Origin of the sequence: Paraburkholderia sp. WC7.3g, assembly GCF_050436345.1 — a bacterium.
GTDB classification, from domain to species: Bacteria; Pseudomonadota; Gammaproteobacteria; order Burkholderiales; family Burkholderiaceae; genus Paraburkholderia; species Paraburkholderia podalyriae.
Genome location: NZ_JBNDMA010000003.1, coordinates 24,303 through 47,470 on the forward strand (window position 1 = coordinate 24,303; position 23,168 = coordinate 47,470).

At 62.7% G+C, this 23,168-nt stretch carries 26 protein-coding genes and 4 pseudogenes; 17 read left to right on the forward strand and 13 right to left on the reverse strand.

The window, feature by feature from the left end; genetic code table 11:
• Positions 1–166 precede the first annotated feature (166 nt).
• From OKW43_RS31265 to OKW43_RS31275, 3 genes and pseudogenes are all read left to right on the forward strand, one after another.
• A pseudogene (locus OKW43_RS31265) lies at positions 167–1,083 on the forward strand (Mu transposase domain-containing protein); the annotation flags it as partial.
• Positions 1,084–1,090: 7 nt separating this feature from the next.
• Positions 1,091–1,836 (forward strand): annotated as a pseudogene (gene istB, locus OKW43_RS31270) (IS21-like element helper ATPase IstB); the annotation flags it as partial.
• 163 nt (positions 1,837–1,999) lie between these two features.
• Positions 2,000–2,788 carry a helix-turn-helix domain-containing protein gene (locus tag OKW43_RS31275; RefSeq protein ID WP_429451903.1) on the forward strand — a complete coding sequence of 263 codons (789 nt, stop codon included), beginning with the start codon at positions 2,000–2,002 and terminating at the stop codon, positions 2,786–2,788.
• Positions 2,789–3,203: 415 nt separating this feature from the next.
• Here the strand turns inward: OKW43_RS31275 and OKW43_RS31280 are convergent, their stop codons facing one another.
• Both OKW43_RS31280 and OKW43_RS31285 read right to left on the reverse strand, forming a co-directional pair.
• On the reverse strand, positions 3,204–3,326 hold the full coding sequence (locus OKW43_RS31280; protein ID WP_429451905.1) for a group II intron maturase-specific domain-containing protein: 123 nt from the start codon (positions 3,324–3,326) through the stop codon (positions 3,204–3,206).
• 179 nt (positions 3,327–3,505) lie between these two features.
• Positions 3,506–3,697: pseudogene (locus OKW43_RS31285) on the reverse strand (reverse transcriptase domain-containing protein); the annotation flags it as partial.
• A 204-nt stretch (positions 3,698–3,901) separates the two neighbouring features.
• On the opposite strand from OKW43_RS31285, the gene nifA reads away from it, so the two are divergent.
• Positions 3,902–5,737: a nif-specific transcriptional activator NifA gene (gene nifA / locus OKW43_RS31290; protein WP_429451907.1), complete on the forward strand. Its 1,836-nt coding sequence runs from the start codon at positions 3,902–3,904 to the stop codon at positions 5,735–5,737.
• 421 nt (positions 5,738–6,158) lie between these two features.
• Here the strand turns inward: nifA and OKW43_RS31295 are convergent, their stop codons facing one another.
• The 11 genes and pseudogenes from OKW43_RS31295 to OKW43_RS31345 all read right to left on the reverse strand — a co-directional run.
• On the reverse strand, positions 6,159–6,893 hold the full coding sequence (locus OKW43_RS31295) for an IclR family transcriptional regulator (protein WP_429451909.1): 735 nt from the start codon (positions 6,891–6,893) through the stop codon (positions 6,159–6,161).
• 11 nt (positions 6,894–6,904) lie between these two features.
• On the reverse strand, positions 6,905–7,384 hold the full coding sequence (locus tag OKW43_RS31300; protein ID WP_429451911.1) for a hypothetical protein: 480 nt from the start codon (positions 7,382–7,384) through the stop codon (positions 6,905–6,907).
• On the reverse strand, positions 7,381–7,677 hold the full coding sequence (locus OKW43_RS31305; protein WP_429451913.1) for a (2Fe-2S) ferredoxin domain-containing protein: 297 nt from the start codon (positions 7,675–7,677) through the stop codon (positions 7,381–7,383). Before OKW43_RS31305 ends, OKW43_RS31300 begins: the two co-directional genes overlap by 4 nt.
• A 36-nt stretch (positions 7,678–7,713) precedes the next feature.
• Positions 7,714–8,013, reverse strand: a complete 300-nt coding sequence (locus OKW43_RS31310; RefSeq protein ID WP_018423212.1) for a ferredoxin family protein — start codon at positions 8,011–8,013, stop codon at positions 7,714–7,716.
• Complete coding sequence (locus tag OKW43_RS31315; protein ID WP_429451915.1) at positions 8,010–9,320, reverse strand: FAD-dependent oxidoreductase; 1,311 nt, start codon at positions 9,318–9,320, stop codon at positions 8,010–8,012. Before OKW43_RS31315 ends, OKW43_RS31310 begins: the two co-directional genes overlap by 4 nt.
• Before the next feature lie 11 nt (positions 9,321–9,331).
• Complete coding sequence (locus OKW43_RS31320) at positions 9,332–10,435, reverse strand: electron transfer flavoprotein subunit alpha/FixB family protein (RefSeq protein WP_429451917.1); 1,104 nt, start codon at positions 10,433–10,435, stop codon at positions 9,332–9,334.
• Positions 10,432–11,280 (reverse strand): electron transfer flavoprotein subunit beta/FixA family protein, encoded by an 849-nt coding sequence (locus OKW43_RS31325; RefSeq protein WP_121325639.1) that lies wholly within the window; start codon positions 11,278–11,280, stop codon positions 10,432–10,434. Before OKW43_RS31325 ends, OKW43_RS31320 begins: the two co-directional genes overlap by 4 nt.
• Positions 11,281–11,314: 34 nt before the next feature.
• Positions 11,315–11,653 (reverse strand): nitrogenase stabilizing/protective protein NifW, encoded by a 339-nt coding sequence (nifW, locus tag OKW43_RS31330; RefSeq protein WP_429451918.1) that lies wholly within the window; start codon positions 11,651–11,653, stop codon positions 11,315–11,317.
• A gap of 155 nt (positions 11,654–11,808) precedes the next feature.
• Positions 11,809–12,945: a homocitrate synthase gene (gene nifV, locus OKW43_RS31335; protein ID WP_429451920.1), complete on the reverse strand. Its 1,137-nt coding sequence runs from the start codon at positions 12,943–12,945 to the stop codon at positions 11,809–11,811.
• A gap of 571 nt (positions 12,946–13,516) precedes the next feature.
• Positions 13,517–13,891 (reverse strand): iron-sulfur cluster insertion protein ErpA, encoded by a 375-nt coding sequence (gene erpA / locus OKW43_RS31340; protein WP_429451922.1) that lies wholly within the window; start codon positions 13,889–13,891, stop codon positions 13,517–13,519.
• Positions 13,892–13,978: 87 nt separating this feature from the next.
• Positions 13,979–14,869: pseudogene (locus OKW43_RS31345) on the reverse strand (aminotransferase class V-fold PLP-dependent enzyme); the annotation flags it as partial.
• A gap of 672 nt (positions 14,870–15,541) precedes the next feature.
• Here OKW43_RS31345 and nifB point away from each other — a divergent pair.
• The 13 genes from nifB to OKW43_RS31410 all read left to right on the forward strand — a co-directional run bounded on the left by nifB (position 15,542) and on the right by OKW43_RS31410 (position 23,167).
• A complete protein-coding gene (nifB, locus tag OKW43_RS31350; protein ID WP_429451924.1) occupies positions 15,542–17,137 on the forward strand; it encodes a nitrogenase cofactor biosynthesis protein NifB in 1,596 nt (531 codons plus the stop codon).
• A 40-nt stretch (positions 17,138–17,177) separates the two neighbouring features.
• Entirely contained in the window at positions 17,178–17,372 is a 195-nt protein-coding gene (locus OKW43_RS31355; protein ID WP_026226294.1) for a 4Fe-4S binding protein, read from the forward strand.
• A gap of 50 nt (positions 17,373–17,422) precedes the next feature.
• Positions 17,423–17,830, forward strand: a complete 408-nt coding sequence (locus OKW43_RS31360) for a HesB/IscA family protein (protein WP_090811332.1) — start codon at positions 17,423–17,425, stop codon at positions 17,828–17,830.
• Positions 17,831–17,845: 15 nt separating this feature from the next.
• Complete coding sequence (locus tag OKW43_RS31365) at positions 17,846–18,427, forward strand: hypothetical protein (protein WP_429451926.1); 582 nt, start codon at positions 17,846–17,848, stop codon at positions 18,425–18,427.
• Positions 18,424–19,143, forward strand: coding sequence for a 4Fe4S-binding leucine-rich repeat protein (locus tag OKW43_RS31370; RefSeq protein WP_429451928.1), 720 nt, complete (start codon positions 18,424–18,426; stop codon positions 19,141–19,143). The genes OKW43_RS31365 and OKW43_RS31370 overlap by 4 nt, the downstream gene beginning before the upstream one ends.
• Positions 19,136–19,516: a nitrogen fixation protein NifZ gene (locus tag OKW43_RS31375; protein WP_187615850.1), complete on the forward strand. Its 381-nt coding sequence runs from the start codon at positions 19,136–19,138 to the stop codon at positions 19,514–19,516. The genes OKW43_RS31370 and OKW43_RS31375 overlap by 8 nt, the downstream gene beginning before the upstream one ends.
• A complete protein-coding gene (locus OKW43_RS31380) occupies positions 19,513–19,788 on the forward strand; it encodes a nitrogen fixation protein NifZ (protein ID WP_429451930.1) in 276 nt (91 codons plus the stop codon). Before OKW43_RS31375 ends, OKW43_RS31380 begins: the two co-directional genes overlap by 4 nt.
• Positions 19,785–20,156 carry a hypothetical protein gene (locus OKW43_RS31385; protein ID WP_429451932.1) on the forward strand — a complete coding sequence of 124 codons (372 nt, stop codon included), beginning with the start codon at positions 19,785–19,787 and terminating at the stop codon, positions 20,154–20,156. The genes OKW43_RS31380 and OKW43_RS31385 overlap by 4 nt, the downstream gene beginning before the upstream one ends.
• Before the next feature lie 77 nt (positions 20,157–20,233).
• The gene (locus tag OKW43_RS31390; protein ID WP_429451934.1) at positions 20,234–20,557 is read left to right on the forward strand and encodes an aminotransferase class V-fold PLP-dependent enzyme; all 324 of its coding nucleotides are present in this window, start codon (positions 20,234–20,236) and stop codon (positions 20,555–20,557) included.
• Between the two features lie 108 nt (positions 20,558–20,665).
• Positions 20,666–20,884: a putative nitrogen fixation protein NifT gene (gene nifT, locus OKW43_RS31395; protein WP_007177241.1), complete on the forward strand. Its 219-nt coding sequence runs from the start codon at positions 20,666–20,668 to the stop codon at positions 20,882–20,884.
• Between the two features lies 1 nt (position 20,885).
• Positions 20,886–21,164: a hypothetical protein gene (locus tag OKW43_RS31400; protein WP_187613728.1), complete on the forward strand. Its 279-nt coding sequence runs from the start codon at positions 20,886–20,888 to the stop codon at positions 21,162–21,164.
• Positions 21,151–22,314: a DegT/DnrJ/EryC1/StrS family aminotransferase gene (locus OKW43_RS31405; RefSeq protein WP_429451936.1), complete on the forward strand. Its 1,164-nt coding sequence runs from the start codon at positions 21,151–21,153 to the stop codon at positions 22,312–22,314. Before OKW43_RS31400 ends, OKW43_RS31405 begins: the two co-directional genes overlap by 14 nt.
• A gap of 10 nt (positions 22,315–22,324) precedes the next feature.
• Positions 22,325–23,167, forward strand: coding sequence for an SIR2 family protein (locus tag OKW43_RS31410; RefSeq protein ID WP_429451938.1), 843 nt, complete (start codon positions 22,325–22,327; stop codon positions 23,165–23,167).
• The last annotated feature ends 1 nt before the right edge of the window (position 23,168 follow it).

The following is a 23,168-nucleotide window of genomic DNA, read 5'->3' on the forward strand; positions in this document are numbered from 1 at the left end:
TTTCAAATTCGGGGGCATCCCGCGCTCGCGCAGTCTGGAAGGACGACAAATCGCTCATCGAATGGCTCAACGCGCGGTAGTTCGTTATGTGCCCTGACATTCGCGCCCCTCCCGACAGCAATACAAATGTGCGTCGATAGCCACATAACGGCCTCGGGCACAGAACATCGACAACGCGAAGTGCGCGATCGTCCGGGCCTGCACGTATGACCCCGAAGTCCAGCGCTCCTACGCAGGCCTGGCTGAAGGCTACGGTTTCAGGATCGATGCCTGTCCGCCGCACAACCCGCAGAAGAAAGGCGTCGTTGGATCGGGCGTCAAATACGTCAAGAAATCCTTCGTGCCGCTGCGCACGTTTCGTGATCTGGCGGACGCCAACCGGCAGGTGCGCGAATGGATCATGCAGGAAGCCGGCGTCCGTGAACGCAGCACGACACGCGAACAGCCGCTCGTGCGTTTCGCCATCGAGAAGCCGCTGTTGACGGCGCTGCCCGATGTGCCGCCGGTGCTTGCCGCGTTGTCGACGGTCACCGTGCATCGTGATGCGCACATCCGCCATCACAAGGCCATGTACTCGGTGCCGTTCGCCCTGGTGGGCAAGACGCCGTGGCTGAAGGCGACCGACACGGTCGTGCGGTTGTTCCATCAGCACGAACTCGTCGCCATTCATCCCCGGCTGCGCAAGCCCGGTGCGCGCTCGACCGTGCGCGATCATCAGCTGCCGTCGGCGCAGGCCTGGCTCGAACACGATCCGCAATGGTGTCTGGCTCTGGCCAAAGAGATTGGTCCGTCATGCCATGCGCTGATTCTGGCGTTGTTCAACGACCAGGTGCTCGTCAACCTGCGGGGCGCACAGGGCATCGTGCGGTTGCGCAGCAAGGTCGGCGACGCAAGGCTCGAGGCTGCCTGCCTGCGTGCGAACGGGCGCTGGCCCATTCCAGCTCCCGGTGGCGAACCGTCAAAACGATTCTGGACAAAGGACTGGAGAGCCAGCCCATGCCGCATTCCCCGCCAATGCTCACCGATACCTACGTCAACGGCGGCCGCTTCGGCCGCGATCTTCAATCTCTGCTGATCCATTAAACCGCCCATGAATCCCAGTCCCGAACTGAACACGACCCTCAAGCAACTGCGTCTGTCCGGCGTGCTCGACTCGCTCGAGCAGCGCAACTGGCAGGCCACGGACGGGCAGCTCGCGTACACCGAGTTCCTCGCCATGCTGCCGCACGACGAAGTCGCCCGCCGCGACCAGAAGTAGCTCGGTACCCGGCTCGCCCGCGCCGGCTTCGCGATGGGCAAGACACTGGAGACGTTTGACTTCGACCGCCTGCGAACCTGAACCGGACACACATCGACGATCTCGCTACCGGCCGCTATATCGACGAGAAGGTCGCCATCCTGTTTGGGCCACCCGGCACCGGCAAGTCGCACCTGGCTCAGGCACTCGGCAATTGCGCCGCCCGGCAGGGGCGCGATGTCGTGTTCGCGACACAAACTAAGTTACTGAACAGTCTGCAGGCAGCGCACGCGACCGGCACCTACGAGCGCAAGCTCAAGCAGCTTGCAAGCGTACCGGTCCTGATCGTCGATGACCTTGCGCTCAAGCCGCTGCGCTCGCCGCAGGATAAAGACTTCCACGACCTGATTGCGGAGCGGTATGAGGCCGCCGCGACCATTCTCACCGGCAACCTTGACTTCAGCGGGTGGGGCGAGGCATTCGCCGGCAACCGCATCCTCGGTGCCGCTACGCTCGACCGTCTACGCCACGGCGCCTACCGCATCGTGCTTGACGGCGATAGCATCCGGGCACCCAAACCGACGCCCGAACACGATCAAACTCGCGGGGGACACTTGTCGCCCCGACGTATCGGTCTGCTTTCCTTGATCTGGATCATGGTTTGCCTCGATTCAGTTGTGCGACAGTTAGCCGCGTAAATTCGAGATGACAAGGACGGGTTTGTGAAACAAACTTGGACATCGATTGAGTAAGGAGAATCACATGGCAATTGCGCACAATCGCCTTACCGCACCACAGACCGACACGTTTCGGCCTTCGGCAACCGCTTCGCGGACGAAGCCCATGGGTTCGAGTGGCACGTCATGCAAGACCTGCACGATGCGTCCGTTTTGCGCGGTGAACCCCGATGAGCTCGCCTGCGACCGGCAAATGGACGACCTCGTTCTCAGCTATCGCCACGTGAGAAAAGGCAAAGCATTGCACCGCGCGGGCGATTCATTCTGCAACGTCTATGCGGTTCGCACGGGATCGTTCAAGAAGCTCTCGCTGCTTCCGGACGGGCGGGACCAGGTCACCGGGTTTTACGTTGCCGGAGACCCGATGGGCTTGGACGGCATCGCTACCGGCCACTATGCAAGCGACGCCATCGCCCTTGAAGACAGCAGCGTATGCGTGATGCCGTTCGATCTGCTCGAGTTGCTGAGCCGGGAAGTCAAAGCGGTGCAGGATCACGTCTACCGAATGCTCAGCGCGGAACTCGTGCGGCAACGCGGCTTCAGTACGCTGCTCGGCACGATGGCGGCCGACGAGCGGGTTGCGTCGTTTCTTCTGGATCTCTCGCGGCGTTGGCGGGCACGCGCCTATTCGCCGACCGAATTCATCTTGCGAATGACGCGCGAGGAGGCCGGCAGCTTTCTCGGGTTGAAGCTGGAGACGGTCAGCCGGATATTGTCGATGTTCCAGAGGCAGAGGCTCATCACCGTGAACGGCAAAGAAATCCGCATCCTCGACTTCGCCGGATTGAACAAGGTCGCTCGTCTTTCTGCCTGAGGTAGGAAAGCGGCTTCCAACGCGGACAGGTTTCGGTTGTTTCATGAATCGCATCGCTTGTCCAATCCGTTCGTGATTGGCCCGCGCACTCGATCCTCCGTCCACACGACGAACGATGTGATGAACGTGCCATCCCGTCACCGCTGCGATGCGCTGCTGACATACGACGCAAGCCCGTTCCTGGCCCAACCAGAGGCGGATCAGTTGTCCTCGGCCCGACAGGGTGTTCACCATTTTCAAACCATAGCGGTCTTCGAAGTAGCGCTCCCATGCCGGGTCGAAGGGGTTGGCTTCGCCACGGACTTGCGTATGTCGCCGGATTGGGACGTCGGATGCTTCGCGTAGCCTCAATCGTCCTAGGTTCCCTTCTGCCGTTAGTTCACCGGTATCACGGCCAATCCAGTGCCGCGTTCCTTCACGATGGAAGTATCGCTCTGATCCATCGTGCGCCCTTGCACGGATGCCGCCCGCAGCACCATTTCCACAACGCCTGCCAGATGGCAGTGTCGACCGCGCTGTAGACTTCTTTCGAGACCACGTATCGATGATAGTTCGACCAGCATCGATGATCGGGTTGAGCAGGCCGATGAGATTGAACTGTTTGGCCGATGCATTGTCCTTGATGACTGCGCGCACTTTCGTCAGAAACGTTTGAACATTCTTTGTTGATGGCTTGATGAGTAGCTTGCCGTTCGGATATTTTCGAATCTTCTGCCCGAGGAAGTCGAACCCTTGCGAGATGTGCGTGATCCTGGTCTTTTCCGGGGAGAGCGTCAGTCCGCGCACCTGCAGAAAGACCTCGACCAGTGGCTTGACCTCGTCTTCCAGTAACTCTTTCGAGTAACCGGTGATCACAAAGTCATCGGCATAGCGAACCAGACTGAGGTAGCAATCAATGATGGACGACACCTGTAATCGGCTGCACCTGGAGTAGACAAATCGCAGTTGATTTGAGCGACAGCAATGGGACTCGCGTTCCCGGCGGAATCCGCGCGGCGAGATCGCAAAAGGAGAAAATAAGTAAATCAAGGCATCATAGTTTCACCGTCCTGCCATGAAAAGGCATTATCTCTTAAGTCAGTCCGTGAAATTAGGCGCGAGATCGAGGATGATATGCAACACAATACTCGTAAATCCGAACAAGGTGACAGGGAGGATGGTCACAACAACGGAGACGTCGTCATGCTGCATATCGCTTCCGTACGCGAAAGGCCTAGCTCAAAGTCCGAGACGGACCACGCGGTCCCTATTGTGCAGTGGTACGAGAGAGCGCTTACCGGCATCTTGGAAATATCGAAGGTACTCACCGCCTCCTGCCGGCTCGAAGTCATGTTGGCCAACGTCGTCGATCTTATGCAATCGTTTGTGCAGATGCGGCTCGGTATCGTCTCTCTCTTCGACGATGATGGCGTACCGGACATTACCGTTGGTGCCGGCTGGAGCGAAGGCAACGATGAGCGCTACCGGATGCGCCTGCCGCAGAAGGCGATTGACCAGATCATGGCGACGGACAGGCCGCTCGTTGCCGAGAACGTAGCGGTGCATTCGGGCTTCAGTGCCGCCGACATGGGCGTGCTCGGTGCCTCCGACAACCTGCGAGTGTCGTTCATCGGCGTTCCTATTCGCATCGACGCGAAAGTCGTGGGCACGCTGACCATCGACCGCATCCTGGATAATGGGGCGAACTTCCGGCTCGATTACGACGTGCGGCTGCTTACCATGATCGCCGACCTGGTGGGGCAGACGGTGAAGCTGCATCGCTTATTCAAGAGCGACCGCGAGCGACTGATGGCGGGGAGGGACGGGCTGCAAAAACAATTGTCCGAGCTCAAGTATCCTGCGCAGGAGCGTAAGAAGTTTCAGGTCGAAGGGATCATTGGCGACAGCCCGGCGCTGCGCGGCCTGCTCGAGAAGATCTCGGTGGTAGCCAAATCGAACAGCACAGTTCTGTTGCGCGGCGAATCCGGTACCGGGAAGGAGCTGGTCGCCAAGGCCGTTCACGAACTGTCGCCGCGCGCCAAGCGACCCTTCATCAAGCTCAATTGCGCGGCGCTCCATGAGACGGTGCTGGAATCCGAATTGTTCGGTCATGAGAAGGGTGCCTTTACCAGCGCCTTCAATTCGCGCAAGGGGCGCTTCGAGCTCGCCGACGAGGGGACGCTGTTTCTGGACGAGATCGGCGAGATCTCGGCCTCGTTCCAGGCAAAGCTGCTGCGCGTCCTGCAGGAGCAAGAATTCGAGCGCGTCGGCAGCAACCAGACCATTAAGGTCGATGTTCGCGTGATTGCCGCCACGAATAAAAACCTGGAAGAGGCGGTGGCAAGGAACGAGTTCCGCGCCGACCTTTATTATCGCCTCTGCGTGGTTCCCTTGCTGTTGCCGCCGTTGCGTGAAAGGCGCAGTGATATTCCGCTCCTCGCCGTTGAGTTTCTCAAGAATTTCAACAGCGAGAACGGCCGTACGCTGACCTTCGATGCGAGCGCGATTGAAGTATTGATGAACTGCGTTTTTCCCGGCAATGTCCGCGAGCTCGAGAATTGCGTGCAGCGGACCGCGACCCTGGCGCCGGGACCAGCGATCGTGAGAAACGACTTTGCCTGCTGCCACGGCCAGTGCCTGTCCGCGATGCTGTGGAAGAGCGGATCGGACGAAATCGCGCTGCCGCCCGGGCGAGTCGTACCAGTGCCCGTGAAGCCGGCTACGCCGCAGGCTGAGGCTGTTACGTCGGGCGCAGTTGCGGTCCAGCCTGTCGGCAGCGAGCGGGCTCCGTTAGCGGCTGGCGGCGCAGTCCTCGGAAGTGATGCGAAGATGACCAACCGCGAGCGTCTCATCGCCGCCATGGAAAGATCCGGCTGGGTGCAGGCAAAGGCGGCGCGGCTGCTTGGACTGACGCCGCGCCAGATTGGCTACGCGCTGAGGAAATACGGTGTCGAGATCAAGCGTCTCTGAAAGGACTGTCTGACTTGCGGCGTGTCGGGGCCGCGACATCGCGACTGAGGCGAATGGCTCGGACAAGTCAAATCTGGATTTGACGTGGACGTTGGCACGATCACGATCGTGGATGGCACGACAGGTTAGAGCGTGGTCGGCAAAGCCCGGGAATGTCCGAGCACCGTCGAGTGCGCGAAAGCGACAAGGAACCGACCAGCGAAACCCGTCGGCCTCAGCGGCACAGCCACCTTGAAAGTCCGAATGTACGGTTGCAATCTACCTACCCATCATCACCGATTGAAAACTTGGCAAACTGGCGGCGCCCATGTACTGACATTCGTTGAGTCGAAGTTCGGATCGACGGCGGCTGGCCGCAATGGCCAACATTAAGACATTCAGTAAAAGCGATTAACAACCCAAGTTGGTTCCTCACGCATCACTACCCGTCTACCTGGCCCGGCTTGATTCCGCCAAGGTATCGTGTGAGAGTTCGCCCGGAATTCCTCATTATCTCCGCCCAAGCAGAGTCCAGTCTCTCGCGGGGCATGGTCAGCGTAATGACACCGGCGAGTTGCCCGGACGGGCCGAACACCGGCGCGGCGATACCTGCCAATTGCGGATTGAGGTCTCCTGCTAGCGCGATGACCTGCTGGCGCCGGATCTGTTGACCGAGTGCCTCGTCGGCCTCGTGGCAGTAGGCTTGCAACACCCGGCCTCTGCCACGATCCAGCGGCAGTAGCTCGCCCACGCGGATGTGATCTCGCACGGGCTGTGGCGAGTCGACGCGATACAGGCATAGCCGTTGCGCACCTTGACGTACGTGAAACGCGGCGCTTTCACGGGTTGCGGTCACCAGTTCCTGCAGCACTGGCATCACCAGCGACTCGCTGGAAGACGATTGCGCAAAGACGGCATGTAGCCTTGCGACGCCGGACCCCAGCACGTAGCACCCATCGGCGCGGCGCACCACGAGATGCGCATGTTCCAGCGACGCGAGCAGGCGCAGCACGGTGCTCTTGTACAGGCGCGTGCGTTCCGCGAGCGCGCTCAATGACAGCACGGGCGTGCCGTTGCCGAAGGAAGCCAGCAGGGTCAGCGCACGGTCGACTGCTGCCACGCCGCCGGCTGCCAGATTGTCGTCGGCCAACGATGCGATGGCGGGCTGTTTGGACATCGTGCTTCTCCTCAGACGGACCGTTGCAGCAACGCTTCCACTGCGCCGAAGCCGATGTGATCCGCCGGATCGAGCTGCCGTAGTTGTGCGATCAACTGTGTGGCGGTTTCGCGTTCGCCGCGCCGCAGGCCGATGAAGGCGAGCGCCTTTAGCATGAACAGCCAGAAGCAGGCGGGACCGGGCGCGTGGAAGTTCGCGTCGCCGGCTTGTACCATCTGCCAGTTCTCATTCAACCCGGCGGCATGCGCAGATGCTAGTAGTCCCAGATGGGCCGCGTGCTCTGCCTCATCGAGTTCGCAGCGTCCGGCATGGAACTCGTAGAGCAGATAGTAGGCGGCAAGGCTTTGCGGAGAGGTCAGCGTGACGCTCCACAGGACCGCGACGATCTGCTCGGCCGGCGCGCCGTGCAGGCCTTCGATGAGGCGCCGCATGGCGGCCGACACCTCGCCGCCGAACAGTTCGGTCGACTCGACCCCGGACAGCAGGTTCACCACACCGTCTCCGCAGGGATGAGGCGCTGCACCGGTTCGCCGCCTTCGAGGTGACGCGTGAAGATTTTCTCCACGTCGCCCATCGTCACGCCGCTGTAGAGCACCGCGTCGGGATAGACGAGCACGTGCGCGCCCTGATCGCACGGGCCGAGGCAGCCCGAATACGTGATCGCGACGGTATCGGGCGCCTGGCGTTTCTGCTGTTCCGCCCAGAAGGCCTTCAGCAGCGCGGTCGAGCCCTCGCCGCCCGGCGCCCCGCGGATGCGGCGGCGGCCGGTTCTCGGTGCAAGCAAACACATGTCGTTCTTGTCTGGCAATGACGATGGTCCTCAACCGAACTTGAACAGGATGCCGTGACCACCGCGCGGGTAGTCCCACTCGATATTCTGGTGGTCGGTACAGAGGATGCGGCAACTGCCGCATTCGAGGCAGCCGTCGGTGATCAGCGTCACCGCGCCGTTGCCTTCGGCCTTGTAGCACGAGGCCGGGCAGACGAAGGTGCAACTCTTCGCGCTGCATTCGCTCTGGCAGACGTCGGCATCCTTGATGTGGACGTGCGGCCGTCCTGCATCGACGCGATAACGGTTCTGGAACAGCTTTTCCTCTACGTTGACGGGTAGGGTGCTCATCGGAAGGCCCTCAGGAGTTTGTAGGCGTCACCCGCGATGCCGGAAAGCGAACGGGCTGTGCGGAAGCTCGAAAAAATCTCGCGCTCCTTGCTTTTCTTGTCCTTACCGTCGACCGTGATCATCGTGCGCGCGGCGCGCGCCATGAGGTCGGGGTAGGTCGTGAAGAACTGCGGATTCTGGTGCAGCACGGCCGGCATGTCGCGGTACTTGTGCAGGTCTTTCATCACGAAGCTCTGATCGAGCGCGGCCTTGTAGGCCTTGAGCGTGCCGGCGCGGTAGCCGTGGCCCGCGGCTTTCGCGTGGATCACCGTTTCGGCGGCGAGGCGTCCCGTGGTCATCGCAAGATTCGATCCTTCTCGGTGCGCGGCGTTCACGAAACCGCCTGAATCGCCAACGATCATCCAGCCGTTGCCGTAGACCTGTGGGATTGCGTGAAAACCGCCTTCGGGAATCAGATGCGCGCAATACTCCTTCATCTCGCCGCCCGCAATCAGCGGTGCGATCGACGGGTGCTGCTTCATCTTTTCGAGGAGCACGTAGGGGCTCGTGCGGTTGGGGTTTTTCTTGAAGTCGCTCAGCATGCAGCCCACGCCTATGGTGAGCGATTCCTTGTTGGTATAGAGGAAGCCAGTGCCCATCATGCCGTCGGTGATCCTGCCGACCATCTCGATCACGACGCCGTCGTCCTCGCCGACGTTGAAGCGCTGGCGGATCGTCTCCTCTGGCATGAAGAGAATCTCCTTGACGGCGAGCGCAACGTTGCCGGCCCCGATCTCTCCATGAAAGCCCGCCTTGCGCGCGAGCGTCGAATTCACGCCGTCGGCGAGCACCACCACGTCGGCATAGACATCGCCGTGCTCGCGGTCGCACTGCACGCCGACCACCCGGTCGCCGTCCATGATCAGTTCCTTCACCGTGGTCTCGCAGAGCAGCAGTGCGCCGGCTTCGCGCACTTTCGATGAAAACCACTTGTCGAACTGCGCGCGGATGATCGTGTAGCGGTTATAGGGCGGCTTGTTGTAATCCTCGCTGCGCACATGTGTACCGACAAACGACGTATCGTCGAGCATCCACATCCGCTGCTCGATGATGTGGCGCTCCAGCGGCGCATCGTCGCGGAAGTCCGGGATGATCTCTTCGAGCGCGTTCGCGTACAGGATCGCACCCTGAACGTTTTTGCTGCCCGGATATTCGCCGCGCTCGATCTGCAGCACTTCCAGACCTGCCTTGGCCATCGTGTAAGCGGCGGCGTTGCCGGACGGACCGGCGCCGACCACAATCACATCGAACTGTGAAGGTTTTCTCATCGTGATTCTCCTCAGGCAGCCTGCTCGCGGCGCCGGGTCAAATGCTCCACAAAAGCCTGCTTCAGCGCGGGCAACACTTGCAACGCATTGCCGACAATCCCGTAGTGTGCAAAATCGAAGATGGGTGCGTTCGGGTCGGTGTTGATCGCCACGATCACGTCTGCGCTTTCCATGCCCACGCGGTGCTGGATCGCGCCGGATATGCCGGCGGCGATGTAGAGCTTGGGCCGCACCGTCTTGCCGGTCTGTCCCACCTGGCGCTCCCCCTCGACCCAGCCGGCCTGCACGCATGGCCGGGTCGCACCCACTTCGCCGCCGAGCACGTTCGCCAGTTCGAACGCCAGCTGGAAGTTCTCCGGGCTTTTCAACCCCTTGCCGCCGCTCACGATCACATCGGCATAGGGCAGGTTGATCCGGTTGCTGCTCGCATCCGGGATAAAGTCGAGCAGCCTCGTGACGATGTCCGTCTCGATCATCCCCAGCGTTCCATGGACGATGTTGCCGGTGCGTTTGGCGTCGCGCAGCGGCATCGGCATCACGCGCGGGCGCACCGTCGCCATCTGCGGACGGTACGCGAGCGTCATGATCGTGCACAACAGCGAGCCGCCGAAGGTGGGGCGCGTCGCCGCCAGCGCCCGCGACGCGGGATCGATGTTGAGTTCGGTGCAATCGGCGGTCAGCCCGGTCAGCAGGGTCGTCGCCACGGAGCCGGCGAGGTCGCGGCCCATCGACGTCGCGCCCAGCAGCAGGATCTCGGGCTGATGCCGGTTGACGAGGTCGGTCAGCCCTTTTGTGAACGGCTCGTTGCGATAGCCTTGCAAGACCGGGTCGTGGACGATGTACGCATCGTCCGCGCCGTAAGTGAAGGCTTCTGCGGCGAACTGTTCGAGCGGTTCATTCGCGCCGCCGAGCACAGCGATGCCCACTCGGCTGGCGAGCGTGTCGGCCAATTTGCGCGCTTCACCGAGCAGTTCCCACGAGACGCTGTGCACGTGTCCACGGTCGTGTTCGATAAAGACCCAGACGCCTTTGTAGGCCTTCAGGTGTTCCGGCAGTTCGAGGTTGCGTCCTGCGCGGCCGGCGGGTTTCTTCGCGGGGGCGGCGGGTGCGTTCATGACCCCTCCTTCATCAGCAGGTCAGCTTCCAGGGTAGGATGGCGCGTGAAGATCTTTTGCAGCAGGTTCACCGACACGTCGCAAAGACTCGATGCGTCGAGGTCGAGCATCTCCGCTTTCTCGCTGCGCGGCGTCGGTCCAAAGACTTTTCTGACCGCTGTCGGCGAGCCCTTCAGGCCGATCTTGCTGAGGTCTTCGATGCCGGCCTGTTCGCAGTTCCATTTGTGCACCGGATAGCCGGCCGCATGAATCATCGCGGGCAGCGTCGCAAAACGCAGTTCGTTGGTGTTCTCCAGCATTGTGATCAGGCACGGCAGCGCAGTCCTGAGCACCTGCACGCCGCCCTCGGCGCGTCGCTCGACGGTGATCGTCCGCGCATCGAGAACGGTCTCGACGATGCGCGACACGTAGGTCAGCAGTTGCAGCCCGAGGCGTTTCGCGATACCGGGGCCGACTTGCGCGGTGTCGCCGTCGATCGTCTGCTTGCCAGTGAACACGATGTCCACCGCCTGCTCCTTCGCGATCTGCTGGATACCCGCTGCCAGCGCGTACGACGTAGCGAGCGTATCCGCGCCAGCGAATGCACGGTCGGTGAGCAGCACGGCGTCGTCCGCGCCGAAGCTGATGCACTTGCGCAGCGCTTCCTCGGCCTGCGGCGGGCCCATGCAAAGCAACGTGACCTTGCCGCCGAAGCGGTCCTTCAGTCGCAGCGCCTCTTCGAGTGAAAACAGGTCATACGGGTTGACGATCGCTGGAACACCCTGGCGCATGATCGTGTTGGTGACCGGATGAACGCGGATCTGCGTCGAGTCCGGGACCTGCTTGATGCAGACGACAATGTGCATGGTCTTAACGATGTGCATGGTCTTGCTCCACCTGTCAGGCAAGGGTGCGCGCGGGCAGCGACGCGCGCAGACTGTCGAGTGAAACGTGCTGCCGTCCATTTGTGTCCCGGAACACCTTGAACACTTTTTCCTGCGCCGGCGTGGAGGTGACGAAGTCGCCGTAAGCCTTCAGCAGCAGCGCGTGATATGACGCGAACAGGGCGGGTTCGTCGCCTTCCGGCTGCGCGTCCTGTTGCTGGATGTACTGAAAGAAGCGCTTGAGGATGTGTAGTCGACTCACGTTGACGACCTTCTGGTCGAACGGAATGCCGAAGAACTGCAGGAAGTCCTCGGCTGAGGACAGCGCCTTGAGTTGCTGGACAAAGCTTTCCATCGCGTTTACTCCTTGCAAGCGGATGAGGATAGGTGTGGACAGAACGTCGGCTCGGCGAAGTACTTGTCGCAGGCGCCGCTGGTGGCGCACGGCGTCGTCGTGCCCGACTGTTCGGGTTTCACGACGCACTTCGTGAAGCCGACCACAGCGGCCGCTCATGACAATTCTCCGACGGTGTAGCGCAACTCGATAAGGAAGCGATACAGGTCGGCGGCGCTGGGCGTTTGCTTGTGCTGGGTGGCATGGTGGCGGATACGGGTCAGCAGCAGCACGAGCAGCTTTTCACTGACGGCCAGGCCCAGGGCGTCATAAGCCCGGCGCACGCTTTGCGAACCCGAATGCTTGCCGAGCACGACCGAGCGTTCGCGACCGAGTTCGGCGGGATCGAAGCTCTCGTAGGTCGATGCATTCGTCGCGAGCCCGTCTGTGTGGATGCCGGACTCGTGCGTGAATACGCTGGCGCCGACAATGCTTTTGTTCAGCGCGACCGGCCGTCCTGAAGCCCGTTCGACAAGCCGCGAGATGCTCAATGGCGCGGTCGTGTCGAAGCCGGTGTTGCGATCCATGATATGGCGCACGCCCATCACGATCTCCTCCAGCGCGGCATTTCCGGCGCGTTCGCCGAGACCATTGACAGTGGTGTTGGAGTGGGTTGCGCCGGCGCGCAGTGCGGCGAGGGTGTTCGCGGTCGCGAGCCCGAGGTCGTTGTGCGCGTGGATTTCGATTGCCAGATCGACCGCGTCGTGCAATCGCGCAATCGCTTCATAGGTCGAAAAAGGATCGAGGACGCCGAGCGTGTCCGCAAAGCGGATGCGTTGCGCACCGCACTGTTGAGCGTGCCGCGCCACGTCGGCAAGGAACGAGGGGTCCGCGCGCGAGGCATCCTCCGCGCCCAGCGCAACCTTGCGGCCGCTTTTGACGGCGGCGCTAATCACGCGATTTACCTGCGCGAGCACCCACGAGCGCGGCTGGCGCAATTTTTGTTGAAGGTGGATATCGGAAACAGGAATCGACAGGTGAATGATGTCGGGATTGCAGCACAAGGCCGACGCCAGGTCCGCGTCGGTGAGACGGCCCCAGACCATCAGATCGGCGTCGAGATTCAGCGCGACGATGGTCTGGATGCAATCGATTTCCTCGGCACCCATCGCGGAGATACCGATTTCCAGTTCGGGTACGCCGGCGCTTGAGAGCGCCTCGGCAATCGCGCATTTTTCGGCAACCGTGAATGCGACACCAGCGGTCTGTTCGCCGTCGCGCAGTGTGGTGTCGTTGATGATCGGATTCGACACGGGAAGTTGTCCTTTAGGCATTTGATCATACGGTTCGCAAGTACTGCGCCATGCACGGTTAGTGCGAATAGCCGCTTGCCGCGGGGCTTTCCGGTGTTCGCTGGCGCTGCGATGAAGCGGTTCCAACGAAGACCTGTCGCGAATGTCCTGTTTCGAACAGCCAGGTGTAGCGATGAAAACAGCGCTGCAGAAAGCGATGCGCGATGCGATGGGCGTGGTCAGCCAGGACGTGCGGACGCGGTCGGCGCGATGCAAACGCTGTAGGGATTGGCTATCCATAGCAACGGCGATGCGGGAAGATAAACACAGGCGGCGGCTATCAGCGCGGCTATGCGCTCGCGGCGATGACCGCTATGGCGCTTGAAGAGGCCGCACAGCGCTAAGGACGCATGCCCTCAATGCTCACGCGCGAGCTCGCGCGTATGTGGCGGCCGTTCGATCGTCAGGTCGGCGTCCCGCAGCTTCACGCAGCACGCGAGACGAGATTGCACGTCAAGGCCTCACGCATTGTCGAACTGGTTGTTCTCCTCGTCGTCGGCGGGCGCCAGTCAGTGGGATTTTCATGATTGCCTCACACGGAAAACGAACTGCCGCAGCCACAGGTGCTCTGCGCATTGGGGTTGTGAATGACGAAGCGCGAACCTTCCAGGCCGTCTTCGTAGTCGACGCGCGCGCCGGGCAGGTATTGCTGGCTCATCGAATCGACCAGCAGCGTGACGCCGTCCGTCACGATCTGCATGTCGTCGTCCGCCACCTGGTCGTCGAACGCGAAGCCGTACTGCAAGCCCGAACAGCCGCCGCCGGACACGTACAGCCGCAGCTTCAGGTTGGGATTGCCTTCTTCCTCGATCAGCGAGGCCACTTTCGCAGCGGCCTGAGGCGTGAATTCGAGTAGGCCGGGCATGACGCCGGGTGTGGCGGAAGCCGGTTGGGCGAGCGTTTCCATGGAGGTTCCTCTCAGGCTTGAATGGACTCACTTCGGGCTAGACGAGCAGGTCGGCTGCTCGGCGAGTTACAGGTCGTCGGCTGCTGCGTCTCGAATCGTCTGGCGCGAGCGAAAGTCAGACACGGCCGCCTTGATCGCGTCCTCGGCGAGAATCGAGCAGTGGATCTCGACCGGCGGCAATGGCAGTTCCTCGACGATCTGATGCGTGCACAACGTCCACGAGCGCATGCTGCGCTCGTGGACGCCGCCGCGCATTTGGCACGCGATCCGCATACGCGGCCCGAGCCCCACATACAGCGCGCCAATGCCTTTGGGGCCGTCCATCTTGTGAGCCGAGAACGACTTCAGATCGACCGGCAGAGCGGCGAGATCGATCGGCACCTTGCCGGCGGCCTGCGCGGCATCCACGTGCGGCAGGATGCCCTGGGCTCGGCAGAGCGCGCCGATTGCGGCGATGTCCTGGATCACGCCCGTCTCGTTGTTGACGAACATCACCGACGCAAGCACGGCGCCCGGCTGGAGCGCTGCTTCGAACACGGCGAGGTCCACGAAACCGCTTTCTTGCACCGGCAACACTGTGACCTCGAAGCCATCGCGATCAAGTTCGAGCATCGCGCCGAGCACCGACTGGTGCTCGGTCGTGAGCGTCACCAGGGGATTGCCTTTGGCGCGATGAAGGTGCGCGGCACCCTTGATCACGAGGTTGTTCGATTCCGTCGCTCCGGAGGTCCAGACAATCTCGTGCGGGTCCTCGTTGACGAGCGAGCTGACCTGCTCGCGGGCTAGTTCCACCGCTTCTTCGCCGACCCAGCCATAGGCATGCGAACGGCTGGCGGGATTGCCGTACATCTCGGTCAGGTAAGGCAGCATGCGTCTGATCACGCGCGGATCGACCGGCGTGGTGGCGGCATGATCCAGATGCACCGGGTTGGCGCCGCGCGGATGGAGGCCGGTACTGACGCGTTGGAAATCCGACATCGCAGGCTCCTGAAAGCGGGGTAATGCGACCTTCAGGGCAACTTGCATGCCAGTGGATTTTCACGCTCTAGTGGCCTCTTTCAGCTGGGCGTCCCGCGCCTCTGGGCGAAATACCGATCGCTGAAGTGCCGTCGTGGCAGCCGCCATACGGGCATCATGATCCGGATAAGGCGTCGGCACCGGCTGTCTGGTCTGGCAGCGCGGCCACTGAGGCTACCGCTGATCTGGATCCAGTGGCGGACGACCACACGTTCGCGACATCGCAAGCCGGGGAAGCCAGAGGGTGAACGCGAACGATTGAACTAGGCGATGGAACGCTGCGGCTCGGTCCAGGAAGGCGGCGCGCTTGCTGGGGATCACACCCCGGCAGATGGGCGATGCGCTGCGTAAATGCTCTATTGAGGTTCGCCGGATCTGGCGAGGATAGAGAATGCTTCGCCTGCCCAGTTTGTGCGGGTCCATTTCGCTGGTTCGGAACATGCTGTCCGGGTCGTGTGAGATTTGTCGCAACACCGACACGACGCAACGAAATTGTAGGGATACGTCGCGCGCCGGGATCAAACAGAACTGCGAAATATATCCTAACCCGTTGATTCCTGGCGTTCTTGTCGAGTGGCATGGATCTGGCTCTATGGCTTGCGCGCGGCCGCCGTTGGTTGCGAGGAGATATCCATGCAAGCGAGTTCAAATGCGAGCGACTTGCCCGCAGCCGCCTATATCAGCATCGGGCAGATTAAACCGCTCGGCGTGAAGATCGAAGACCCGTCCACCCGTGGCGGCTGCGGCACGCACGGTGGCGAGGGTAAGGCCAGTTGCGGCGCGCCGGGTAGTCTCGACGACTTGCCGCCGGACATCTGGGAGAAGGTCAAGGATCACCCGTGCTACTCGGAAGAAGCCCATCATCACTATGCGCGCATGCATGTGGCGGTGGCGCCGGCTTGCAACGTCCAGTGCAACTACTGCAACCGCAAATACGACTGCGCGAACGAGTCGCGTCCCGGCGTGGTCTCTCAGAAGCTAACGCCGCAACAGGCAGTGAAGAAGGTCGTTGCGGTCGCAAGCGAGATTCCACAGATGACGGTGCTTGGCATCGCCGGTCCCGGTGATTCGCTGGCGAGCCCGAAGAAGACCTTCGAGACGTTCCGGATGCTGCAGGAACAGGCGCCGGACATCAAGCTGTGCCTGTCGACCAATGGCTTGGCGTTGCCCGACCTCGTGGACGAAATCTGCAAGTACAACATCGACCACGTGACAATCACCATCAACATGGTCGACCCGGCGGTGGGCGAGAAAATCTATCCGTGGATTTTCTGGAAGCACAAGCGCGTGACCGGTTACGAAGCAGCCCGCATCCTTCATGACCGGCAGATGAAGGGTCTCGAGATGCTCACCGCACGCGGCGTGCTGACCAAGATCAACTCGGTGCTGATTCCCGGCATCAACGAGGAGCACCTGATCGAGGTCAACCGCGAGGTGAAGAAACGCGGCGCGTTCCTGCATAACATCATGCCGCTGATCTCGGAGCCCGAGCACGGCACTCACTTTGGCCTGAGCGGCCAGCGCGGACCGACTGCGCAGGAACTCAAGGCCGTGCAGGACGCCTGCATGGGCGGCGCCAACCTGATGCGTCATTGCCGCCAGTGCCGCGCGGATGCGGTTGGCCTGCTGGGCGAGGACCGCAGCGACGATTTCACGCTCGACAAGATCGAGCAGATGGAAGTGGTCTACGACCTCGACCGCCGCCGTGAATACCAGCAGCGCGTCGAAGCCGAGCGTCAGGCGCAGCACGACGCGAAGCAAGAAGCGCTGGCTGTCTCTCGCGAGATCGACGTCGCCGACGACATGAAGGCGCTGGTCGCGGTCGCAACGAAGGGCGGCGGCCGGGTCAACGAGCACTTCGGGCACGTCACGGAGTTTCAGATCTTCGAGGTCTCGGCAGCCGAAGCGCTGTTCGTCGGCCATCGCCGGGTGGACCTGTATTGCATGGGCGGTTACGGCGACGACGAGCAACTCCCGTCGGTCGTGCGCGCGCTCCACGACTGCCATGCGGTGCTGGTCGCGAAGATCGGCGCCTGCCCGAAAGACGAACTGGCGCAAGCGGGCATCGAGCCGGTCGATCAGTACGTCGGCGAATTTATCGAAAAAGCGGTGCTTGCTTGGTTCAACGACTACCGCAGTCGCATCGCCAGCGGCGCCATCGTGCACCGGGACCGCGGCGATGCTTCGATCCGCCAGGGTGCTTACACCTCGTCAGCCTCAGCGGCGTGACACCCCACACCCTTCCAGACAGGACAACAGGAGAGCCTCCATGCCTCTGAAGATTATTGCGTCCACCTGTACGGGATGCTCGGCCTGCGAACCCGAATGCCCCAATGTCGCGATCAGCGAGAAAGGCGGCGTGTTCGCGATCGACCCCAAGAAATGCACCGAATGCGAAGGCCACTTCGACGACCCGCAGTGCGTCGCCGTGTGTCCCGTGGACGGTTGCATCGTTCAGGTTTGAGTCTGGCTCGTGGCCGGGCCGGCCATTCATCCATCAGGAGACTACGCATCATGCTGTCCAACGTAACTGTTACGAGTGCCGCCGAGAAGTTCATGCGTCGTATCGTGCGCTTTTCGGGCCTGCCGGCTGGCGCCGGCTTTCGTCTGGTGGTGAGCGCCGGCGGCTGTTCCGGCTATACCGCGGAATTCACCGCCGAGCCGGCGCTGCAACCAGGCGAACAGGAACTCGACATCAACGGCCTGCGCGTATTCCTGCCGGCTGAGAGCCGGCTGATGCTCGAAGGCATAACGATCGATTTCGCCGACACGCCAACCCAGTCCGGCTTGATCTTCTTCAATCCGAACCAGGCCGCTTGTGGTTGCAGCAGCAGTGCGGAGTCGGCGCCGCCGGGCGTGGCGACCATCGATGTCAGCGCGATTGGCCGCGGGCGGCCGCCGCTGCCGCGTCAGATCTCCTGAAGAGGAGAGATGGCGATGGAGTCCGGCGACCGTGCCCTCGACGACGTAATGACCGCGTTTGCGCAGAGCGCGATTGGCGGCGGCTTGCCGTCGGGCGTCAATGCATTGATCGCCGAGGCGGGTCGGTTGCGCGAGCGCCCCGACAAGGCGCTCGCGCTGTTGCAACGCGCCCGAGCCGCCGCGCCGCGCCATCCGGTGCCGTTGATCGCGCTGTACCGCTTTTACTTCTACGGCCATCAATTGGCGCAGGCGCGTGCGATCGGCGAAGACGCGCTGGCGGTCGCCCGCACCGCGCTGGGCTCAGATCTCGGCGACGAACCGCTTGCGGCCGCGATCGTGACCACGCGTTATGACGCGGCCGCGCGTTTTTATCTGTTCACGCTGAAGGGCCTCGCGTACCTCAACATGCGTCTCGGCGACTTTGAAGAAGCGCGCATGCTACTGCGCGAATTGCGCCGGCTCGATCCCGAAGACCGGGTGGGGGGCGCGCTGCTTTCGCAGGTCTTGGATCGTCATGAGACCGGCGTCGGGTCCGACGATGCAATGGATGCGCTGAGTGCGTATCCGACGCGCGGCTGGACGGGGACGCAACCATGAGCGTACAGAACGTGCGCGTACCAGGCGGCGACATTGCACCGCGCCACTGGCAGGGCGGCCCGCTCGACTGCGCCGGCTGCGGGTACGTGCGGTTCCGCGAGTTGCCGGCGGAGCACGGTTGCGGGCCAGCGAGTCACGCCGGTGTGTTTTGTCTGCCGGCATTGCTCGGCGACCCGGACGAGATGGTCCGGCTGCAGCTCGCGTTGCGATTGCCGCAGGCGCAACTGGCGCGCCTGATCCACGATCCGCATCGCGAGGTGCGGATTCGCGTGGCGCAGCGCCTGTCGCCTGCTGCATTGGTCGGCATGCGGGGCGATGCCGACTACGGCGTGCGCGAATGGGTGGCGCAGCGTCTGCCGCTCGCGCGGCTGCCGCAGACGATCGGCGACCCTGATCGCGTAGTTCGGATGCGGCTGGCCGAGCGTCTTGAGATGCCCGCGCTGCTGCGTATTGCCAACGACAGCGAGGCCGAGGTACGCCGCATCGTTGCCGAGCGTCTGCCCGCGACGCTGCTATCGCGCCTCGCGTTCGATCCCGATTGGCGAGTGCGCTGGGAAGTCGCGCGGCGCGCCGCTGGCGAAATCGTGGCGTCGCTGGTGGATGACGCGGACGAAGAGGTGCGCGCGCTCGCGCGGCAGCGCCGGCCGTCGGGCGAGGTCGCGAACCTGATGACCACCGGACAGACGCAACGATCAGCAGGAGTGAAGCATGGCTGACATCAACCGCGACGACGACCTGATCGAGGTCGCGTTTCCCCCGCGCTTCAACTACGGCGAGCGCGTGATCGCACGCGCGGTGATCCGCAACGACGGTACGTACAACGGCAAGGACATCGGCGAAGTGCTGGTGAACAAGGGCGAGATCGGCTACGTCACCAGCATCGACACCTTCCTTCAGCAGTTCTATATCTACGCGGTGGATTTCGTCGAGAGCGGCCACCGTGTCGGCATGCGCGCGAAAGAGCTATGCACGCTCGACAACCTGCCGGACGACGTGCTGCAAGGCTTGGGCGAGCGGGCCGAAGCGCTCCACAAGATCGGCACGCGGGTCCAGCCGGAAACGTCGCAACCGCAGGAGCCGTCAGCATGAGTATCGAACCGGTTCAGCCTGCTTATCAGTGGGGCATGCGCGTGATCGCGCTGGATGACCTGTGCAACGACGGCAGCTTTCCGGAGCGTGGCCAGGACGATTGTCTGGCCGAGGCGGGTACGGTCGGCGAAATCGTCAACGTCGGCCAGGTGATTGAGAGCGGCGAGCCGGTCTATCTGGTGGAGTTCGGCAACTGTGTCGTCGGATGCACGGAGAATGAAATTGCGCCCGCACCCGCCGGCCTGCTACCCGAAGAAGGAGCCAAGTCATGACGGTTCAGGCGAGCGCGCCAGAAGCGGCGCCGCCGCGCGACGGTTTGCGCGCGGGCCGCCCGTTCGACCTGACCCAGCGCCAGATCGAGCAAGCGTTGCGCGAGCGTACTCGCTACCGCTATGTGCTGCCGCGCGTGCTGCGCGATGGGCAGGGGTTCCGTGTCGAGAGCCCGTGCTGCTCCCGCAATGTCGACGCGAATGGCGGGCTGATCGACATAGCCTGGCTCATGCGCGATGAAGACGGTATGTGGCACCTGAGCGCGCGCGATCATGCGTCGCACCGATGGATGCCCCAGCATGAGAGCACCGAGCTGGCCGAGCTGCTGGACACGCTGTGCATCGATCGCGAATGCGTGTTCTGGCCGTGAAGCAAACTAACGGAGCCGGGCGACGATCTATCCCGACCACAACGCGACCATGCCGCCAGCCTCCGCCGTGGCAGGCGATGCTGTCCATCCTGACGGATGTGTGGGGCAACGCGTCGTCGCAGCATGCCGTCGGTCAGCAGGCGAATGGCACGCTCGCTGCGGCCCGCGCGACGGTCGCGCGAGCGCTCGGTTGCAAGCCCGTAGAGTTGGTCTTCGCCAGCGGCGCCACCGAAGCCAATCACCTGACCGTGTGCGGGCTGCACGCGGCGGCGCCGGAGGGCCGGCACCGTGGCGTATTCAGCGCGATCGAACATGCAGCGCACCTGAAGCTGGCGCGTGCGCTGGCTGCACGCGGCGGTGCGGCTGTCGCTCGGCGAAATCACTACGGCGCAGGACATTGAGTACGTGCTCGCCCATCTGCCGCGGTTGCTTCGTCCACTGCTGGAGGAAGCAGCGCATCCCGCTTGAACCTGGTCTGAACCTGTCATCAATCTCCGGAGTCCGCAACCATGAAAGTCATGATCCGCAAGGACAGCAAGGGCGCGCTGAGCGCCTACGTGCCAAAGAAGGACCTGGAAGAGCCCATTGTCGCGATGGCGCAGCCCGGGATGTGGGGCGGTCTCGTCACGCTCGCGAACGGCTGGCAACTCGAATTGCCCGCGATGGCCGACGATACGCCACTGCCCATCACGGTCGAAGCGCGGCGCATTGCAGGCGTGGAGGAGTGAGATGAGCCTCAACGCCGAGCAATTGGACTTCGCGGCGGACCTGCTCCGCACGGCGCCGACGCTACGCGACGCCGCCGCGCAATGGCACGAACGTTATCCCGAGGTGCGCACAATGCATGTCAGCGCAACGGTGATGCGCGACGAGACAGCAGCGCTCCGGTTCGGTGTGCGCAGTATCTATTTCGCGATATCGGCCGGGTATTACAGGACCATCACGCAGCGGCCTGAAGAGGCCGATGCGTTGATCCTGACTGAGGACAAGGCGCATGGAAATCGATGAGATCGCGTTGAGCGAACCGGCTTGCGCGGCGCGCGAGATCGATCTCGTCAACGCGGTGCTGCAATCCTCGCGTTGGAGCGACGGGCCGATGCTTGATTCGTTCGAGCGCGCGTTTGCGGGCTGGGTTGGCCGGGAGTATGCGGTCGCGGTCGCGAGCGGCACGCTCGCCACCTGGATTGCGTTGCGCGCGACGGGGATCGGCCCGGGAGACGAGGTGGTCTGCGCGTCGCACACCTGGCATCAGGTGGCGCAGGCGATCACGCTGGCGGGAGCCGTGCCGGTGTTCGCCGACATCGACTACTGGAGCGGTTGTCTGAGCGCCGAGAAAGCCGCGCAGAAGATCGGCCCTCGCACGCGCGCGATCCTCGCCGGCAATACCAACGGCCACCCGGCCGCGTGGGCGCTGCTGCGCGAACTGGCCGACGCGCAGCGCTTGCGGCTGATCGAAGACAGTACTGAGGCGTTGGGCTCGCGCTACCGGGGCCGCAACGTCGGCTGTTTCGGCGACGTATCAGTGTTCGACTTCTCCAGCCCGTCCGCGCTGTGCACAGGAGCGGGCGGCATGCTCGTCACCGACGATGACGAACTCGTCCATGAACTGCGCTATCTGCGCGAGCGGCGCGTCACGGACCGCGCGTCCGTCTCGGTCGGCTCGCGGGTGCCGCTTCAGGCGGGCATCAGTGATCTGACCGCCGCGCTCGGTCTCGCGCAACTGGCCGAACTCGACATGCGCCTCGCACAGCGAAAGCAGGTCGAGACCTGGTATCACGAAGAGATGCAAAGCTTCGAAGGGATCAAGCCGGCCTACGTGGCCGAGGACGTCGAAGAAGTGCACTGGATGCTCTATGTTGTGCATTTGGGCAAGCGTTTCACGCAGAGCGCGCGCGCCCAGATGATCGACGACATGAAATCTTGCGGCATTGAGACGGTGGCCTACAGCCATCCGCTGCATCAGCAGTTCCACTACATGAACGCGGGCGATGCGATCGGCCGCAAGAGCGGCCTGTTGCCCGACACCGAGCGCATCGGCGATCGCGCGCTAGCGCTGCCGCTGCACACGCTGCTCGACACCGACCAGGTCAAGTACATCGTCAAGACGCTGAAAGACACCGCGACCAACGTGGGCGCCGGCGCCGCCATTTATCTGTGAGGCACACTCCATGACCGTTTCAGTCCAGACCATCGCCGAACGCCTGTGTGCGGGCGGCGTCATTCCGTACCTGGGACCAGCGCTGCTCGGGCTGTGCCCCGATACGGCCGTCCCTGCCACGCCGCTCGCGCTCGTCGAAATCATCACGGCCAAGATCAGCGTGCTGCACAAGATCCGCACCCGGCTGACCCAGGCGGCGCAGTTCATCGAAAACTTCAAGCATCGCAAGTCGCTGGTGAGCGTCATGAATGAGGCCTTCGCCATGACGCCGACGCCGTCGGCACTGCATTGCGCGCTGGCGGCGATCGGCGCCGGGCTGGTTGTCGACGGCTGGTACGACGACACCTTCGCCTGCGCGCTGGCGCAGGCGCGGCCGCAGGGCGGCTGGGCGCAGTTGCAGGGGCTGTCGCAGGCCGAGCATTTCGGCCATTGGTTCGCGGCTTATAGCGCAGACGGCGCGTTGTTGAATGACGTGCCGGCCTCGGGCGCGCTGCTCTACAAGCCGATTGGCGGCCATGCGCCGGCCTCTAACTACCTGGTCTCTGAAAGCGACTTCGTCGAAGTCATGACCGAGATTGATATCCAGACGCACGTTCCGCCCGCCGTGCAGGCGTGGCGCAGCGGTCGCAGTTTTTTGTTTCTGGGTTGCCGTTTCGATGAGCAGCTCACACGCAGTTTCGCGCGCCAGATCATGAAGCGCTCCTCCGACATGCACTGGGCCGTGCTGCCCGACAAACCGACGCGTATGGAGGCACGCTTTCTCGAAGAGCAGGGCATCACGTGTATCGCGATGCCGCTGGGCGGGTTCGCCGAAGCGTTGGTGGATGCCTTGCAACCCGCACTGGCCGCGTGAA

Coding starts and splice junctions, on each gene's coding strand:
- erpA (WP_429451922.1), bottom strand. CDS start 13,891: ATGGAAACGCTCGCCCAACCGGCTTCCGCCACACCCGGCGTCATGCCC.
- OKW43_RS31355 (WP_026226294.1), top strand. CDS start 17,178: ATGCCTCTGAAGATTATTGCGTCCACCTGTACGGGATGCTCGGCCTGC.
- OKW43_RS31405 (WP_429451936.1), top strand. CDS start 21,151: ATGGAAATCGATGAGATCGCGTTGAGCGAACCGGCTTGCGCGGCGCGC.
- OKW43_RS31360 (WP_090811332.1), top strand. CDS start 17,423: ATGCTGTCCAACGTAACTGTTACGAGTGCCGCCGAGAAGTTCATGCGT.
- OKW43_RS31390 (WP_429451934.1), top strand. CDS start 20,234: ATGCTGTCCATCCTGACGGATGTGTGGGGCAACGCGTCGTCGCAGCAT.
- OKW43_RS31365 (WP_429451926.1), top strand. CDS start 17,846: ATGGAGTCCGGCGACCGTGCCCTCGACGACGTAATGACCGCGTTTGCG.
- nifW (WP_429451918.1), bottom strand. CDS start 11,653: ATGGAAAGCTTTGTCCAGCAACTCAAGGCGCTGTCCTCAGCCGAGGAC.
- OKW43_RS31315 (WP_429451915.1), bottom strand. CDS start 9,320: ATGAGAAAACCTTCACAGTTCGATGTGATTGTGGTCGGCGCCGGTCCG.
- OKW43_RS31295 (WP_429451909.1), bottom strand. CDS start 6,893: ATGTCCAAACAGCCCGCCATCGCATCGTTGGCCGACGACAATCTGGCA.
- OKW43_RS31325 (WP_121325639.1), bottom strand. CDS start 11,280: ATGCACATTGTCGTCTGCATCAAGCAGGTCCCGGACTCGACGCAGATC.
- OKW43_RS31410 (WP_429451938.1), top strand. CDS start 22,325: ATGACCGTTTCAGTCCAGACCATCGCCGAACGCCTGTGTGCGGGCGGC.
- nifA (WP_429451907.1), top strand. CDS start 3,902: ATGCAACACAATACTCGTAAATCCGAACAAGGTGACAGGGAGGATGGT.
- OKW43_RS31320 (WP_429451917.1), bottom strand. CDS start 10,435: ATGAACGCACCCGCCGCCCCCGCGAAGAAACCCGCCGGCCGCGCAGGA.
- OKW43_RS31385 (WP_429451932.1), top strand. CDS start 19,785: ATGACGGTTCAGGCGAGCGCGCCAGAAGCGGCGCCGCCGCGCGACGGT.
- OKW43_RS31310 (WP_018423212.1), bottom strand. CDS start 8,013: ATGAGCACCCTACCCGTCAACGTAGAGGAAAAGCTGTTCCAGAACCGT.
- OKW43_RS31380 (WP_429451930.1), top strand. CDS start 19,513: ATGAGTATCGAACCGGTTCAGCCTGCTTATCAGTGGGGCATGCGCGTG.
- OKW43_RS31375 (WP_187615850.1), top strand. CDS start 19,136: ATGGCTGACATCAACCGCGACGACGACCTGATCGAGGTCGCGTTTCCC.
- nifB (WP_429451924.1), top strand. CDS start 15,542: ATGCAAGCGAGTTCAAATGCGAGCGACTTGCCCGCAGCCGCCTATATC.
- OKW43_RS31275 (WP_429451903.1), top strand. CDS start 2,000: ATGGCAATTGCGCACAATCGCCTTACCGCACCACAGACCGACACGTTT.
- OKW43_RS31370 (WP_429451928.1), top strand. CDS start 18,424: ATGAGCGTACAGAACGTGCGCGTACCAGGCGGCGACATTGCACCGCGC.
- nifT (WP_007177241.1), top strand. CDS start 20,666: ATGAAAGTCATGATCCGCAAGGACAGCAAGGGCGCGCTGAGCGCCTAC.
- OKW43_RS31400 (WP_187613728.1), top strand. CDS start 20,886: ATGAGCCTCAACGCCGAGCAATTGGACTTCGCGGCGGACCTGCTCCGC.